The following is a 15,647-nucleotide window of genomic DNA, read 5'->3' as shown; positions in this document are numbered from 1 at the left end:
GAAGGGGTCCCAGGGCCCCTTTTTCGTCAATGCGCTTCCAGCGGTTCGGCGTCGCTCGCCCTGGGGGCGGGGGATTTGAGGAAGAGGACGAGAGCGCTTGCGACCAGCAGGAAGATGCCCATCACGTAGAACACCTTGTTGTAGGCCATGATGGCGGCATCCCGCTCTATGGTGCCTGCCAGTCTGGCCTGGGCCTGCTGATAGGCGATGGCGGGATCGCTGCCCTGGGCCAGCATGCTGTTGGCCAGGTTCATCAGATAGGCTTGCCCCTCTATGCTGCTGGCGGCCAGGGCGCTGCTGATCTGGCTGACATGGACGCGGGTATCGTTGTCGAGCAGAGTGGCGATGATGGCGATCCCGAAGGCGCCCCCGAAGGCGCCCCCCAGATTGCGCAGCACATTGAGCAGGGTGGAAGAGGAGGGGATCTCGTCTTGCGTCAGGCTGGCGGTGGCGATCAGGGAGAGTGGCACCATGACGAACGGCTGGCCCAGCGCCCGCACTATCAAGGACTGGATCAGCTGGGGGCCGGCGTAGTCGGCGCTCATGTTGACGTTCATGAAGCAGCTCAGACCGAAGATGAGAAACCCAAAACTCACCAGATAACGCGGATCTATCTTCTGGATGAGCCTGGGCACCAGGGGCAGCACCAGTAGCTGGGGCAGTCCCATCCACATCAGCACCTCGCCAATCTCCAGGGCGTTGTAGTTGTGGATCTGGGCCATGTAGAGCGGCAGCACATAGATGGATCCCATCAGCGCCATGCCCAGCACCAGATACGCGAAACAGGCCAGGGCGAAGCGGGGGTTGTGCAACAGCCGGAGGTTGACCAGAGGATGACGGCGCAGCAGCTGGCTGATGACGAAGAAGATCAGCGCGACCCCCGAGATCAGGGTGAGCTTGACGATGAAGCTGGAGCCGAACCAGTCCTCCCTGTTGCCCTCTTCCAGCACCACTTCCAGCAGGCCCAGCCCGACGGCCATGGTCACTATGCCCACCAGATCGACCTGGCGCATGATGGTCCAGTCGATGGGCTTCCTGTCCAGACCATGGGCCAGCATGGCCATCACCAGCAAACCGGGCGGCACGTTGAGGTAGAAGATGTAATGCCAGGAGAGCTGTTCGGTCAGCCAGCCGCCCAGGGTCGGGCCTATGGCGGGGGCGAAGGTGGCGCAGAGGCCAAACAGCGCCATGCCGGTGGCCCGTTTGTGCAGTGGTAGCAGACTGATGATCAGCGAGAAGGCCATGGGAATGAGGGCGCCGCCGGTGAAACCCTGCATGGCGCGAAACACTATCATGCTGGTCAGGTTCCAGCTGAACGAGCAGAGCACGGAGGAGAAGATGAAGGCCCCGGTGGTCCACAGCAGATAGCGGCGCACGCTCAGGCCACGGCTGAGCCAGCCACTGAGGGGGATGGCTATCATCTCCGCCACCAGATAGGAGGTGGAGATCCAGGAACTCTCGCTCAGGGTGGCCGACAGTGCCCCCTGAATGTCCTTGAGGGAGGCATTGGTGATCTGGATATCGAGGATGGCCATGAAGGCGCCGATGAGCCCCCCCATGACGGCTATCCAGTTGCGACGTGGTACGGCTTCCATCAATGGGCGGCCAGCTGAGACTCGGTGTCACCGGTGCTGCGGGTATCCACTATCACCTCGGTGGAGAGACCGGGCAGCAGCTTGCCTGCCAAGGCCCCCGGCGCCGGGATGCGGATCTTGACCGGCACCCGCTGCACTATCTTGGTGAAGTTACCCGTGGCGTTTTCCGGCGGCAGCAGGGCGAATTTGGCCCCGGTGGCCGGGGAGAGGCTGTCGATGATCCCCTCGACCGGCTGGTCCGGATAGGCATCGAGGATCAGTTCCACCTTCTGGCCAGGCACCATGTTGGCGAGCTGGGTCTCCTTGAAGTTGGCTTCGACCCAGACTCCGCTCAGGGGCACCAGGCTGGCTATCTGCATGCCGGACTGAACATAGAGCCCCTCGCGCAGACTGCGTTTGCCGATGACCCCATCGGCGGGTGCCCTGAGCTCGGTGTAACTCAGATTCAACTTGGCCTTGGCGAGCTGGGCCAGGCTGAGGTCGATCAGCGCCTGCCTCTGATCACGCTCGGAGGTGAGTACGGCCAGACGATCCCGTGCCGCTTGCACCCCGGCTTCGGCATCCTGCTGCTGGGCCTGGCTGACCTGCAAGTTGGCCCGCACTTCATCCAGATTGTCCTGGGAGCTGTAGTGAGCCGTGTTGAGCCGACCAATTCGGCTGACCTGTTGCCGGGCACGCACCACCTCGGCCCTGGACTCGCTCACCTTGGCTTCGGCCTGGCGGATAACGCTGTGCTGCTGGATGAGGTTGGCTTCCAGATTGGCGGCATCCGCCCGGTTCAGGGCGACATTGGCCTCGGCCTCGGCTAACTGGGCACGGTACTCCCTGTCATCGAGACGGGCGATCAACTGGCCCGCCTTGACGGTCTGGTTGTCGGTGACCAGGACCTCGCTGATGTAGCCGGGCAGCTTGGTGGCAATGCCCGTCATCTCGCTCTGCAGATAGGCGTTGTCGGTGCGCTCGAAGTGGCGGCCGTAACCGTACCAATAGAGGGCGAACAGCAGACCAAGGAGCAGCAGCACCATGGCGACCAGCAGGGGGATCTTCTTTTGTTGACTCATGAGGTGGATTCCTGAACTTAAGGTGAACAGGCTAACATCCCATCACTGTTTCGATTAGTATCGTTCCATGAGAAATACAGTTTCACTGGTGCAACAATGGACTTGAACGCAGCCCTCGTTTTGGTGCGGATCGTCGACAAGGGTTCCTTCACCGCGGCCGCTCAGGAGCTGGGCATGACCAAGGCGACCGTCAGTCGCCGCATCGCCGAACTGGAGCAGAGACTCGGAGTGCGATTGCTCTATCGTTCTACCCGTCAGCTTACCCTGACCGAGGCGGGGGAGGCTTATTACCAGCGCTGCAGCAAGGCGGTGAACGAGCTGGCCCAGGCCGAGCTGATGCTCAGTGCCAGCCAGCAGGCGGTGACCGGGGTACTCAAACTGGCGGTCCCCATCGAGACGGGTCAGATGGTGGTGGCACGCATGGTCGCCCGCTTCTTGTTGGCGTATCCTGCGCTCAAGGTCGAACTGGAACTGACCAACCGGGTGGTGGATCCCATCAGCGAGGGGCTCGATGCCGTGGTGCGGGTCGGCGACATGATAGATTCCAATCTGGCGGCTCGCCGGCTGTGGGGCACGGAGCGGATCCTCTGTGCCAGCCCGGACTATCTGGCCAGTCATGGGGTCATTCTACGGCCCGAGGATCTGGCGAGCCATGAACGGATCAAGGTCAGCAGCGGCTTTCTCACCAACCATTGGAGCTTCGAGCGTGGGGAGGAAGAGGTGCTGGTGGATCCGCCCTCCCGTTTTGTGGTCAACAATATTACCTGTGCCAGAGAGGCGGCCAAGGCCGGGCTCGGTCTGGCTTCTCTGCCCGCCATGCTCTGTCACGACGAGCTGGCGGACGGCAAGCTGGTGTCGCTGCTGCCCGAGTGGCGCCAACCCAGAGTATCGCTCTACCTGCTGTTTCCTGAGCGTCAGTTGATGCCGCGCAAGTTGCGTGCCTTCATCGACTTCATGGTGCAACACGGGGAAGAATTCGGTATCGACAAGCTGTTATGAAGGAACAAGATGGATAACTGGTTCAATCTGTACCGTGCCTCCCACTCCCTGGAGGCCCATGCCCTCAAGGGGGCGCTGGAGGTGGAAGGGATCCCGGTCAGGCTCAGCGGTGAGGGGCTGGCCGGGGCTGTCGGCGAGTTGCCGGTGGATTTGTTGCAGGTGACCTTGCTGGTGCGCGAGCAGGATCGCAGCCGGGCCGGGCGGGTGATAGAGCGCTACCAGCAGCGCCAGGGCAATGGCTGGCTCTGCGGCCAGTGCGGGGAGGAGAACGAGGCCAACTTCGAGATCTGCTGGCGTTGCCGTCATGATCCCCACGATGCCTGATGCGGCATCAACCAACGACAGGGGCCCACTCAAGGGCCCCTGTCGTTGATGGCATCCGGCGCCGGGTTCAGTGGGCGCTGAAGTCTATCTCTTCCCCGGCCCTGGGATCCTGGTAGATCGCCAGATCCAGCTCTTCTTCCCTGCGGCCGATCAACACGGAGACCAGCAGGTCCCCCGAGACGTTGACCGTGGTGCGGGCCATGTCGAGGATGCGATCTATGCCGGCGATCAGCGCCACCCCCTCCAGGGGCAATCCCACTGCGGTGAGGGTCAGGGTCAGCAGCATCAGGCCGGTGCCCGGGGTGCCGGCGGTACCTATGCTGGCCAAGGTGACGATGCTGATGATGATCAGGTAGTCGAACAGATGCAGGTCTACCCCGAACGCCTGGGCGACGAACAGGGCAGTGACCCCCTGATAGAGGGCTGTGCCATCCATGTTGATGGTGGCGCCTATGGGCAAGACCTTGGCGGCGATGCGGGGGGATACCCCCAGTCGGCGCTCGGCGCAGGTCTGGCTGATGGGCAGGGTGATCTCGCTCGAGCTGCTGGTAAAGGCCACCGCCTGGGCATCGATGATGCTCTTGAAGTAGTGCAGCGGGTTGAGCCGGGCCAGTAGCAGCAACAGACTGCTGTAGACCCCGAGTACGTGCAGCAGGCAACCCAGGTAGACGGCGCCAATCACCTTCAAGAGGGGCAGCATGATGGCCCCGCCATACTTGCCCGTCATCCAGGCCATCAGGGCACAGACCCCGTAAGGGGCGAGGGACATCACCATCTGGGTCAGGGTGAACATGCCATCCGCCAGGGAGGTGAAGGCGCGAATGGCCGGGCGACCACGGCGGCCGCTGGCATTGAGCGCCAGGGCCAGGGCCACAGCGAAGACGATGACCTGCAGTATCTTGCCATCGACGATGGCCTGGATGGGATTGCGTGGTACCAGCTGGGTCAGTGCCGTGGCCAGGGTCAGATCCTGGATCGCCTCTGGCCTCTGATAGGGGCCCATATCGGCACCGACCCCGGGTTCGAGCAACCAGCCCATCATCAGGCCGATACAGATGGCCAGGGCGGTGGAGCAGAGGTAGTAGCCGATGGCGCGTATGCCTACGCGGTCGAGAGTCTGACCCTTGAGCAGGCCGGTAAGGCCGGCGATGATGGAGCAGAAGATGAGGGGCACCATCAGCATCTGTATGGTGTTGACGAACAGGGTGCCGACGGGTTTGAGCAGCAGTGCTTGCTCACTCCAGCCCAGGCCGATGGCGACGCCAGTCAGCATGCCGATCAAGGTCTTCAGCCAGAGAGGGCGGCGGGTCCAGATCCGCCAGGGCTTGAAGGCCCGTCCATGGAACAGCATGACGCCAATGTCCTTATTTTCAGTCGTGGTGGCGAAAAGGGCGCCAGTGTAGCCGTCCCCTCATCCGGTTGCCACATTATCGACAAAGAGGCCATCGGGGCCAGCTTGGCGTGCCGTTAATTGTACATTTATTGGCATATATCAAGGAGTCCCCGCTTGGGGCAGGTTGTAATGGATGCTTGTGATGGTCATTCAGAGGTGAAAGATGTCCGAGTCTATCCATGGTCATGCCGTGATGGAGATGATGCTGTCCGAGGGGGGTCAGTTCAGCGAAGGGAGCCTAAAGCAGGCAATGGCCAGCCGCTTTGGTGTCGATGCCCGTTACCACACTTGCCGCATGAGCGACCTGGATGCCGATGGTCTCATCGCTTTCCTGCGCGAGCGAGGCAAGTTCATCGGCAGTGAGCAGGGTTTTCAGACCAGTGCCGAGAAGATCTGTCGCCACGGTTAGCCACTCGCCGCGGTGATTGCGTGACTGCGAGTCCGCTCATGGGCTCGCACAGACCCCCTCCCTTTGCTATATTCGCCCCTCTCTTCGCCCTCATTCCCCTGGAAGCGTTATGGATACTTTTTCCGCTGCCGTCATGCTGTTTCTGATCATGGATCCCCTCGGCAACCTGCCGGTGTTCCTCTCGATCCTGCGCCATATCGATCCCAAGCGGCGTCGCAAGGTGATGATGCGCGAGCTGTTGTTCTCCCTGGCCATCATGATGGGCTTCCTGTTTGCCGGTCAGCAGATCTTGAGCTTCCTCAATCTGCGCCAGGAGGCGGTGAGCATCGCCGGCGGCATCATCCTCTTCCTCATCGCTATCAAGATGATTTTCCCGACTCCCGGTGGCGTGACCGGGCTGGCCGCCGGGGAGGAGCCCTTCCTGGTGCCCATGGCGATCCCCATGATTGCGGGCCCTTCCATCCTGGCCTCTTTGCTGCTGCTTGCCAACCAGGCGCCGGGCCGCATGACCGACTGGTCACTGGCGCTCTTGATGGCCTGGGGGGCGAGCGCCGTCATCCTGATGTTCTACGAGGTATTCAACAAGCTGCTGGGTGAGCGAGGACTCACGGCGGTGGAGCGGCTGATGGGCATGTTGCTGGTGATGATCTCGGTGCAGATGCTGCTCGATGGGGTGCATCACTACCTGCAGGTGGTGGGCTGAACGTCACCCAATCGATGCCAGAAGGAGCCCGGCCCAGTGCCGGGCTCCTTGTTTGTGGCGGGGCTGGGGCGTCTTGCTCGCTACCAGACAACGCTCAGGCCGCCTCCTCTGCCAACCCGGCGAGGATGAGGTCGAACAGGGTTTCCCGCAGCCAGCGATGGCCTGGATCGGCCTCGTGACTCTGATGCCAGATCAGCAGATGGGAGATGCTGTCCAGGGCGATGGGCAGCGGCAACTGGGTCAGGGGGTAGACCTGAGTGGCGTGGCGGGCATAGAGGCGCGACAGGGTGACTATCATGTCCGAGTGCATGCTCATGCGCAGGGCCGCCTCGAAGGAGGGCACAGTCGCTTCTATGCGGCGCTGCAACGCCTGCTCCGCCAGCTTGTGATCCAGCATCCAGCGATCCCGCCCCTCGCAATAGGTTTGCACATGGGGATAGGTCAGGTAGCGGGCCAGATCCCAGTCGGGTTCGGCCAGGGCCTGGTGATCCAGGCGCACCAGGCAGGTGAGGTTGTCGATGGCGAGCAGGCGCTGGCAGATGGTGCCGGGCAGGGTGTCCTGGCGAAAGTCGGAGGTGAGGCAGTTCTCCCGTACCGTGATGGCGAGATCGACCTGACCCTGGCCCATCTCGGTCAGGCTGTGCTCCGTCCACTCCTCGTAGCGCAGCCGCACCCTGGGGGCGCGGCGCTTGAGCTCGCTCAGGTAGAGAGGCGCGAACAGGGTGAAGGCGCTGTCCATGCTGGCGATGACGAACTCGCGCTCCGAGCTTGAGGGATCGAACGCGGGCGGTTGCAGCAAGGTGTCCAGGCTGAGCAGTATTGGCTGCAACTGTTGCTGCAAGGCCAGGGCGCGCGGAGTGGGCTCAAGGCCATAGGCGGAGCGGATGAAGAGGGGATCGGCGAAGGCGTCCCGCAACCGGCCAAGGGCCTTGCTGACGGCAGATTGGCTGAGGTGAAGGCGACGGGCGGCGCGACTGCCGTTGCGCTCCTCCAGCAGCACTTGCAAGATGATGAGCAGGTTGAGATCGGTGCGGGCCAGCTGTTCCAGAAACATGGGTTATGAATCTCCTTCAATTCTAAGATGAATTTATACCATTTGTTTTCATATCTCCATCACCCTATTCTGAGTCCCGTCTCTGGCCAACGGCTAGCTGTCACAGGAGGTGGCGGTTGAGGGGACGAGTAGCACCAACTTGATACGGCGACCTTGGGTCGCCGTATTTTTTTGGTGGTGTTGCCGCCTTATTTGGCTCACTCTTGATTTCGCCCAACAAGTGACACTCTCTCATTTGTTACAACTGATATCCCGATCCCTCGGGCTTGAAATCATCTTATTGAAGTAGGAGTGTCATCATGTCGGTAGAAGATAAAGTGCAAGAGACCTGTGACAGCTGCGGCTGTTTTGCCGAGATAGGCACCATCATTGGCGAAGGTGATGATGTGCTGGATCTGGTGATAGCGGCGCCGACCGAACAGGCGGCTCGTGCCAAGCTGGCCAGTTATGAGACCCTGGCCAAGCAGGTGAGCGAAGAAGCCGACGTGAGCTGCAGCCTGGACCAGGTCGCCGATGGGGTCGAACTCAAGGCGCGCCTGCAATTCACCTGCACTGCCGAGAAGCTGATCTTCGAGTTGCGGGCCCGCTCACTCTAAGGAGCCTCCTCTATCACGGCAGCAGGACGCTGCCGTGTCGGCCCATCAGCCCCGGGTCTCGTTCTATCGTTAATCATTGGGGCCATCCGGCATGCTCCGGTCAAGGAAGGCGAATAGATGCGGCTATGGTTATGGGCTCTGCTGGCCTGGTTATGCTCTCTCCCCCTGCTGGCGGCGGATCTCAAGCCGCACCTGCTTCCCCAGCCAGGGGATCTCGACAATATCTTGCAGCGCAAGGAGTTGCGGGCCCTGGTGGTCTATGAGCGCGGCTTCTTCTTCTTTGACAAGGGGTCGGAACGCGGCGTCCTGGTCAATCAGCTGCAAGGCTTCGAGCGCTGGCTCAATCAGACCTATCTGGCCAAGGATCCCATCAAGCTCAAGATCGTCTACGTGCCGGTACGCCAGGACAAGCTGCTCGATTATCTGGCCGAGGGGCGTGGCGACATGGTAGCCGCCAATCTCACCGTGACCCAGGCGCGCCTGGAACAGGTCAGCTTTACCCAGCCCGTGATAGCGCCCATCGAAGAGTGGGTGGTGAGCAAAAACAGCCTGCCCGCCTTCAATCGCATTACCCAGCTTTCCGGCCGGCGTATCTGGGTGCGGGAGAGTTCCAGCTATTACGAGAGCCTGCAACAACTCAATCGCCTGTTGCGCGAGCTGGGGTTGCCCCCCGTCTACATAGAGACAGTGCCCGAATACCTGCAGGATGGCGATCTGCTGGAGATGGTGGCCGCCGGTCTGGTGCCACTGACGGTAACCGACAGCTTCAAGGGGCGGATCTGGCTCGATATGCTGCCCGGTCTCAAGGTGCACAAGTTGATCCCCCTGCGCGACAACGGCAAGAGTGCCTGGGCGCTGCCCAAACACAGCACCGGGCTGCTTGAGGCCGCCAACCGTTACCTGACAAAGACAGATAGCCGTCGCCTATACAGCGATCTCATGTTGCGGCGCCTGCTGAGTCAGAGTGATCCCATGAGTAACCTGCTGGCCACCGAACGACTGTCCCGTCTGACCCGCATTCGTACCGTGCTGGAGGAGTATGCACAGCAGTACCAGCTGGACTGGCTGATGCTGGCGGCCCTGGCCTATAAGGAGTCTGGTTTGGATCCCGGTGCTCGTTCGCCGGGGGGGGCCATCGGTCTGATGCAACTGCGACCCGTGGCGGGTGCAGAGGTGGGCATCAATGGCGCCAGGCTGAGCACCCTGGAGGGCAATGTGGAGGCGGCCTGCCGTTATCTGCGCTTCTTGCTCGACACCTATTTCCAGGATCCCAAGATAGATGTGCTCAACCGTCACCTGCTGGCGCTGGCCGCCTACAACGCCGGGCCCAACCGGTTGCAGAGCTTGCGAGACAAGGCCGCCAGCCAGGGACTGGATCCCGATATCTGGTTTGGCAACGTCGAGCAGCTGGTGGCCAAGGAGGTGGGCCAGGGCCCCATCAACTATGTGGGCACCATTTACAAATATTATGTTGCCTACCGTTTCAGCCTGCCTCAGATAGAAGGCAAGGCTGTCGCCATCGAGGCCACCACGGCTCAGCACTGATCGCTCTTCTCTCTTGGCCTTGCAGGCTCTGCGCTAAGGCAGTGTCAGCCTCATTGAAGCAATGACGGTCCTGCATGGATGCGGGTCTCTGGGGAGGATGGGCATACCGCGCATCGATCGGGATGGTGCAGAAACCAAGGCGGCAGTGACCATTCCGGTTGATGGCGGGGCGGATAAGATTGAGGGCGTGACGCCTGTTGACTGAGGTCCATGAGGGCTCCTTATGGCGGCCGGTTCTGTCACTATATGGACCAGCACCATGACAAGGCGATGACGAGGAGGCAGGGTGAAGGAAGGGGAGTTCGTGCTACTGGCCGAGCCAGCATTGGCCTTGGGGCAGCGTCTGGCCTTGATCCGCGCCGCCCGCAGTCGCGTCCAGGCCCAGTATTACAGCTGGGCCGAGGATGCCAGTGGCAAACTGCTGCTGGCCGAGTTGCTGTGCGCCGCCCGGCGCGGGGTGCGAGTTCAACTGCTCATCGATGATCTCTACGCCGGGGATAATCGCTTCCTGGAGATGGTAGCCTGCGAGCCCGGCATTGAGGTACGGCTGTTCAATCCCTTCTGGTTGCGGGGCTGGCGCCCCCTGGCGCTGGTGCTGGAGGCCTGCTTCAGCTTTCGTCGTCTCAATCACCGCATGCACAACAAGCTACTGCTGGTGGATGGCAATATCGGCATCCTGGGGGGGCGAAACATAGGGGATGCCTACTTCGGCCTGGGGCAGGCCCCCACTTCCTCGATCTGGATATTGGCTGTCGCGGCCCCCTCTGTCAGTCACTTGAGCAGGGATTCGATCAATTCTGGGGCAGCCGCTGGAGTCAGCCCATCCGTCGCCTGCTGCACCGCCGACCTGGGCAGCTCGAGGCGAGGGCGGTCAATGACTTCCTGCTGACCCTGACCGATCCCGCCATCGCCGCCATCTATGATTTGCCCCCAGCTCTGTTTGAGGAGCCAGCGGTGCTGACCTGGCATCCGGGGCGGGCCGAGGTCTTGTTCGACAGACCCGGCAAGGGGCTGGTATCCCGTCCCGGTACTGCCCGTTACCTGTGGCGGCGTTTGGCCGAGAGCCAGGGATTGCTGCAGCTGGTGAGCCCCTATCTGATCCTGACCCGGGGGCTGCGCCGCGAGCTGCAGCGCCTGCGCCGCCAGGGAATAGAGATCCGGCTGTTCACCAACTCCCTGGGCAGTACGGATGTGCCCCTGGTGTATGGCGCCTACTATCGTCACCGCCCCTGGCTGCTGCGCCAGGGAGTGGTACTGGCCGAGCTGCCCGCCAGCTGCGGCCTCAGCCTGCACGCCAAGCTGATACTGCTGGGGGAGCGAGAGGCGCTGCTTGGCAGCTTCAATCTGGATCCGCGCTCCTTGCACCTCAACACCGAACTGATGCTGCGCCTGCACTGCGCTCCCCTGTGCGCCGAGCTGCAGGGGTGGCTGCATCATTGGCAGGAACGGGCTTGTGAGCCCGACCTCCTTTCCCCCTGGTGGCGGCGGCTGATTGCCCGCCTGAGCGACTGGCTGCCGCTGCGCCCCTGGCTGTAGCGCTTTCGCCCCTCCTGTGTGCGAGATCTCGCAAAGCCGTGTAAGCCATTTGGCGGGGTGGACAGGGATAACGCCATAGGATGAAACATAACCATATGTTTTTAAAATGAAATGTAAATGTAGTGCCAGGGTAACTGGCAATGTCCTGAGTTATATGATGTCGTGAAAACGTTTTTCCGATGGCGAACTGGGTAAGATTTCCAGTGCAAGGACAAACAGCCCGGTTCGCCGGGTTGTGGAACAAGAAGCATCAGTTCAACCCCGTGGGATCGCTCCTGTGGGCACGTGTTCGAGGGAGCGGAAACCCGAGAGTCAGGTGAGGAACTGATGGTTTGAATTCCAATATGGAACATGCTATTTGCGAGGGGGTGACATGCAGATGTCGCCCCATTTTTTATGGTATTTTTCCGCCGGTATGGCGCCTTTGGCTGGCCTGAACCTCTCGTCGATGACAGTGAGTGACCAGGCTGCGCGACAGGTATCAATGCCATGAAAAAGAGCAGGCCCCGTGATGGGGCCTGCTCTTTTTTGCTGTCGGGTCCGTGGTTAGGCCAGGTTGGCCAACAGGCGATTCCAGTTGCGGCGACTGACCCGGAAGCCTCCCTTGAGGCTGCGGTATTCGAGCTGTAGCTTGAGGGCATCGTAGCGGGCCAGGGCCTTGCGTTTACGCTCTTCGAGCAGGCGCTTGCGGCTGGCATAGTAGTTCTGCAACTGCTGGCTCAGCTTGTCGTACTCCTCCTGCAGCAGCGTTTGCCACATCTCCATATCGTCACGTTTTTGCAGCTTGGCATGGGCGCGTTTGAGCTGCATCTGCAGCCTTGCCTGCTCGATGCGCTCCTCGGGACAGGTTCGCAGATCCTTGGCAAGCCCCAGCCAGGCGGAACAGCGGATCAGCCACTTGGTCGGATCGTACTGCCACCAGTGAATGCCGTTGCGGTAGTCGTTCTCGAACAGGTGATGGTAGTTGTGATAGCCCTCACCGAAGGTGAAAAAGGCGAGGATACCGTTGTCACGGGCGCTGTTGCGATCTGTAAACGGCTGGCTACCCCAGATGTGAGCCAGGGAGTTGATGAAGAAGGTGGTGTGGTGGGTCATCACCATGCGCAGCACCCCCGCCAGCAACAACATGCCGAGCAGATCCCCATGGATCAGGCCGAGCAGCAGCGGTATCCCCAGGTTGGTGGCCAGGGTCAGCGCCAGATAGTGTTTGTGCTGCCAGGCGACGATGGGGTTGTTCTGCAGATCGCGCACATTGCTGTAGTCGTGGTAGCGCTCACCCTGATATTCGCGCAGCATCCAGCCGATGTGGGAGTACCAGAAGCCACGGCTGGCGGAGTAGGGATCCTGATGGTCGTCGTCCACGTTGCGGTGATGGCGGCGGTGATCCGAGGACCAGTGCAGGGCCGAGTTCTGCAGGGCAAGGGCGCCACCGATGGCGAACAGCCACTGCAGCGCCGGGTGCGCCTTGTAGGTCTTGTGGGACCAGAGTCTGTGATAGCCCGCGGTGATTGAGATGCCGCAATAGCAAAACAGCACCAGGAAGCTGGCCCATTGCCAGGCATCGAAGCCTTGGGTTAGGCCGTACCAGGGCACGGCGATCAGGGCCGTTAGCCCGGTCAGGGCAAACAGCAGGGTGTTGGAGATGATAATTGGTGGGCGTTCCATCCTGGGTGTCCTTTTCAGCTAACAGCTGTTCGCTATTCTCTCCGTAGCCCGGCGGCGGGTCAATGGTAAAAAAGTGACAGCCCAGCCCACCTTCGGGTTATCATTTGGCCTCAATACGTGGAAGGTGACTGTTTTCGTGGGTATTCGCGCAGAACAAAAAGAAAAGACCCGGCGTACGCTGATCGACGCTGCGTTCAGCCAGCTGTGCGCCAATCGCAGCTTCTCCAACCTGAGTCTGCGAGAAGTCGCGCGGGAGGCAGGGATAGCACCAACCTCCTTCTATCGTCACTTCCGTGACATGGAAGAGCTGGGGCTGACCCTGGTCGATGAGGGCGGGCTGACTCTGCGGCAATTGATGCGCCAGGCACGGCAGCGCATCGCCGGTGGTGGTGGCGTGATCATCACCTCTGTGTCGACCTTCATGGAATTTGTCGAAAACAATCCCAACATTTTTAGATTGCTGCTGCGCGAGCGCTCCGGCACCTCGGCCGCCTTTCGTCAGGCGGTCGCCCGGGAGATCCAGCATTTCATCGCCGAGCTGACCGATTACCTGGAGGCCACTTCGGGGGCGCCACGGGAAGAGGCCTATATCCAGGCCGAGGCTATGGTGACCATCGTCTTCAGTGCCGGTGCCGATGCATTGGACATGAGCAGTGAAGAGTGCCGGGCCCTGGCCGATCGCACTGTGCGCCAGTTGCGGATGATCGCCATGGGCGCCGAGCTGCAGAATCAGCGCCGTCGCGAGGCCATGTCGTGAGTCACAAGTCACAAGTCAGGAGTCAACAGGAGTTTCCCCATGCATGACGTCAACACCATCCCCAAACAACCCCTGCTGCTGGCCCTCTTGGTCGGCATCTGTGGTGACGCCAGCCTTGCGGTGCTGGTATCGGACCCCGTGCCCTTCTCCTTCTTTCCCATCATCGCCTTCCTGCTGGCGGCCCATCAGCTCTATCGCTGCTACGTGAGCGAGCCCATGGAAGGCAATACGCCGGTCTGCGTCTGGCTCTGCTTCTTTATCGGCGGCTTTGGTCATGCTGCGCTGCAGAAGGTGCAGTACCCCGAGCTTGGTAGCAACTTCTTCTCGCTGATCATGATGCTGCTCTTGCTGGCCGCGCTCTCCATCAAGCTGGGCATCAGCGTCGGTAAAAAAGAGAAGGCCTGACAAGCAGGCCTTCTAGACAAGATTGAGAACCGGGGCAACCCGGTTTTTTATGGCTGCGGCTTGCTGCCTGCGTCCACAATGTCCTTGAGCCGGGCACGGATATCGCGCATGCCGAAGACGCCGAAGATCAGCACCTGCACAAATTCACTATTAGTCACGAAGAAGTGGGGCTTGCAGGCGGCGCGGATCATGCTGGCCTGTACCCAGTGCATCAGCGCCACTATGACGCCGCAGATGGGCAAGAAGCTGCTCAGCTTGCCGGGCAGTGTCACCACCAGACTGACAATGACCCCAAACCAGAAGAAGAGGGTGAGGCCCATGGCCAACAGATTAAGCAGACGTCCCATTGTGTAACTCCCTTAAATAGCACCAATACCGAACAGACAGAGGTTTCCCGGTGGCTCAACTCGCGTCAGAGAAACCGATTAGGCAGACGCCGCAATGGCGCTCCTCAGATAGAGCTGATAGCAAACCTGACCGGCCTGCTTGTCCTTGAGGCACTGCCAGTTGCTGGGCAGCACCAGATCGTCAAACTCCTTCTCCCGCTCCAGATAGATGAGCGCATCCGGTGCCAGCCAACCGCGCTGCTCCAGCAGCTCACACACTTGAGGCAGCAGCTCGCGGCGAAACGGCGGATCGAGAAACACGAGATTGAAGGGCGTCGCCAGGCCTTGCAGCCAGCTGATGGCATCGGACTGGATCACGACGCCCTGGCTGCTGCCAAGGGCGGCCAGGTTCTCTTGAGCTGGTCGGCGGCACCCTTGTCCATCTCGACCAGCGTCACCTGCTCGGCGTAACGCGACAGCGCCTCCAGGCCCAGACCACCGCTGCCTGCAAACAAGTCGAGACAGCGGCTGCCGCGGACATAGGCGGCCAGCCAGTTGAATATGGTCTCCTTGACCCGGTCCGTCGTGGGTCTGAGTCCCTCCACGTCCTGCACCGGCAGTTTGCGACCACGCCATTGGCCACTGATGATACGGACAAAGCCGGATTTACCCTTGGATCCCGGGCGCTGGGCTGGGCCGTTTTTACTGGATTTCACTCTGGGCATCGCGTTTCGTCGTCAGAAAATAAAGTGATAGTATAAGGCGGTTCATTTTTATGCCGACCCGCCGAGGGACGGCTATCTTAGCAGTCAGCCAACGAAGTGAGTATTTTTTAAAATGGCAAAAGGTTTGTTTTCCTGGCTGGGGTTCGGCCGCAAGAAAGAAGAGGCTGAGGCTGTCCAACCACAGACGCCCCAATCCGAGACTGTCAGCACCCAAGATGGCGCCAGCGCCACCCCTTCCCAACCGACCGACGTCATTACCCACGCCGCTGAGTCCGGCGAGGTTTCCCTGCCGCCCGCAGATCCCTTGACAGATCCTTTGGCTGAGGTGCTCAGCGCCACTCCTCTGGTGATCGAAGAGTGCGCCAGCTCCCTGGAGCCCGTCGTCGTCAACCCTGACCTGCTGAGCCCGGAAGAAGAGGCTGCCAATGTCGCCGCGAGCAGGAGGCTGCTCGCGTTGCCGCCGAGCAGGAGGCCGTCCGCGTTGCCGCCGAGCAGGACGGCCGTCCGTGTCGCCGCCGAGCAGGAGGCTGCCCGCGTTGCCGCGAGCAGGAGCT

14 protein-coding genes and 3 pseudogenes are annotated in these 15,647 nt (G+C 61.1%); 10 read left to right on the top strand and 7 right to left on the bottom strand.

The window, feature by feature from the left end:
* Nucleotides 1-26: 26 nt before the first annotated feature.
* Nucleotides 27-1,595, bottom strand: coding sequence for a DHA2 family efflux MFS transporter permease subunit (locus G113_RS06070; protein ID WP_040318960.1), 1,569 nt, complete (start codon nt 1,593-1,595; stop codon nt 27-29).
* Entirely contained in the window at nt 1,595-2,656 is a 1,062-nt protein-coding gene (locus G113_RS06065; protein WP_005895731.1) for an HlyD family secretion protein, read from the bottom strand. Before G113_RS06065 ends, G113_RS06070 begins: the two co-directional genes overlap by 1 nt.
* Nucleotides 2,657-2,752: 96 nt before the next feature.
* Between G113_RS06065 and G113_RS06060 the strand changes: the two genes are divergently transcribed.
* Together G113_RS06060 and G113_RS06055 are read left to right on the top strand one after the other, a co-directional pair.
* Entirely contained in the window at nt 2,753-3,655 is a 903-nt protein-coding gene (locus tag G113_RS06060) for a LysR family transcriptional regulator (protein ID WP_005895729.1), read from the top strand.
* 9 nt (nt 3,656-3,664) lie between these two features.
* A complete protein-coding gene (locus tag G113_RS06055) occupies nt 3,665-3,979 on the top strand; it encodes a putative signal transducing protein (RefSeq protein ID WP_005895727.1) in 315 nt (104 codons plus the stop codon).
* A gap of 67 nt (nt 3,980-4,046) precedes the next feature.
* Here the strand turns inward: G113_RS06055 and G113_RS06050 are convergent, their stop codons facing one another.
* Nucleotides 4,047-5,330, bottom strand: coding sequence for a dicarboxylate/amino acid:cation symporter (locus G113_RS06050; protein WP_005895724.1), 1,284 nt, complete (start codon nt 5,328-5,330; stop codon nt 4,047-4,049).
* A 205-nt stretch (nt 5,331-5,535) separates the two neighbouring features.
* Between G113_RS06050 and G113_RS06045 the strand changes: the two genes are divergently transcribed.
* On the top strand, nt 5,536-5,781 hold the full coding sequence (locus G113_RS06045) for a YecH family metal-binding protein (RefSeq protein ID WP_005895722.1): 246 nt from the start codon (nt 5,536-5,538) through the stop codon (nt 5,779-5,781).
* Between the two features lie 109 nt (nt 5,782-5,890).
* Nucleotides 5,891-6,484 (top strand): YhgN family NAAT transporter, encoded by a 594-nt coding sequence (locus G113_RS06040; RefSeq protein ID WP_005895719.1) that lies wholly within the window; start codon nt 5,891-5,893, stop codon nt 6,482-6,484.
* A 94-nt stretch (nt 6,485-6,578) separates the two neighbouring features.
* Here G113_RS06040 and G113_RS06035 read toward each other — a convergent pair whose 3' ends face one another.
* Nucleotides 6,579-7,538, bottom strand: a complete 960-nt coding sequence (locus G113_RS06035) for a LysR family transcriptional regulator (RefSeq protein WP_005895717.1) — start codon at nt 7,536-7,538, stop codon at nt 6,579-6,581.
* Nucleotides 7,539-7,837: 299 nt separating this feature from the next.
* Here G113_RS06035 and G113_RS06030 point away from each other — a divergent pair, with 299 nt between their 5' ends.
* From G113_RS06030 to G113_RS22055, 3 genes and pseudogenes are all read left to right on the top strand, one after another.
* A complete protein-coding gene (locus tag G113_RS06030; RefSeq protein WP_005895714.1) occupies nt 7,838-8,134 on the top strand; it encodes a YfcZ/YiiS family protein in 297 nt (98 codons plus the stop codon).
* A 117-nt stretch (nt 8,135-8,251) separates the two neighbouring features.
* Nucleotides 8,252-9,679 (top strand): MltF family protein, encoded by a 1,428-nt coding sequence (locus tag G113_RS06025; protein WP_005895711.1) that lies wholly within the window; start codon nt 8,252-8,254, stop codon nt 9,677-9,679.
* 286 nt (nt 9,680-9,965) lie between these two features.
* Nucleotides 9,966-11,215: pseudogene (locus G113_RS22055) on the top strand (phospholipase D family protein).
* Nucleotides 11,216-11,761: 546 nt separating this feature from the next.
* Here the strand turns inward: G113_RS22055 and G113_RS06015 are convergent.
* Complete coding sequence (locus tag G113_RS06015; protein WP_005895708.1) at nt 11,762-12,880, bottom strand: fatty acid desaturase; 1,119 nt, start codon at nt 12,878-12,880, stop codon at nt 11,762-11,764.
* Between the two features lie 136 nt (nt 12,881-13,016).
* Here G113_RS06015 and fabR point away from each other — a divergent pair, with 136 nt between their 5' ends.
* Nucleotides 13,017-13,637, top strand: a complete 621-nt coding sequence (gene fabR, locus G113_RS06010; RefSeq protein WP_005895706.1) for an HTH-type transcriptional repressor FabR — start codon at nt 13,017-13,019, stop codon at nt 13,635-13,637.
* A 39-nt stretch (nt 13,638-13,676) separates the two neighbouring features.
* Nucleotides 13,677-14,042, top strand: a complete 366-nt coding sequence (locus tag G113_RS06005; protein ID WP_005895703.1) for a YijD family membrane protein — start codon at nt 13,677-13,679, stop codon at nt 14,040-14,042.
* A 47-nt stretch (nt 14,043-14,089) separates the two neighbouring features.
* On the opposite strand, the gene G113_RS06000 is transcribed toward G113_RS06005, so the two are convergent.
* Nucleotides 14,090-14,389 carry a DUF1145 domain-containing protein gene (locus tag G113_RS06000; protein WP_005895700.1) on the bottom strand — a complete coding sequence of 100 codons (300 nt, stop codon included), beginning with the start codon at nt 14,387-14,389 and terminating at the stop codon, nt 14,090-14,092.
* A 78-nt stretch (nt 14,390-14,467) separates the two neighbouring features.
* Nucleotides 14,468-15,093: pseudogene (rsmD, locus tag G113_RS05995) on the bottom strand (16S rRNA (guanine(966)-N(2))-methyltransferase RsmD).
* A 112-nt stretch (nt 15,094-15,205) separates the two neighbouring features.
* Between rsmD and G113_RS05990 the strand changes: the two are divergent.
* A pseudogene (locus G113_RS05990) lies at nt 15,206-15,647 on the top strand (signal recognition particle-docking protein FtsY); the annotation flags it as partial.

Source organism: Aeromonas molluscorum 848, from assembly GCF_000388115.1.
Classification (GTDB): Bacteria; Pseudomonadota; Gammaproteobacteria; order Enterobacterales; family Aeromonadaceae; genus Aeromonas; species Aeromonas molluscorum.
Note: the sequence above shows the minus strand (reverse complement) of the source record. Positions and strands in the feature narration are given on the sequence as shown.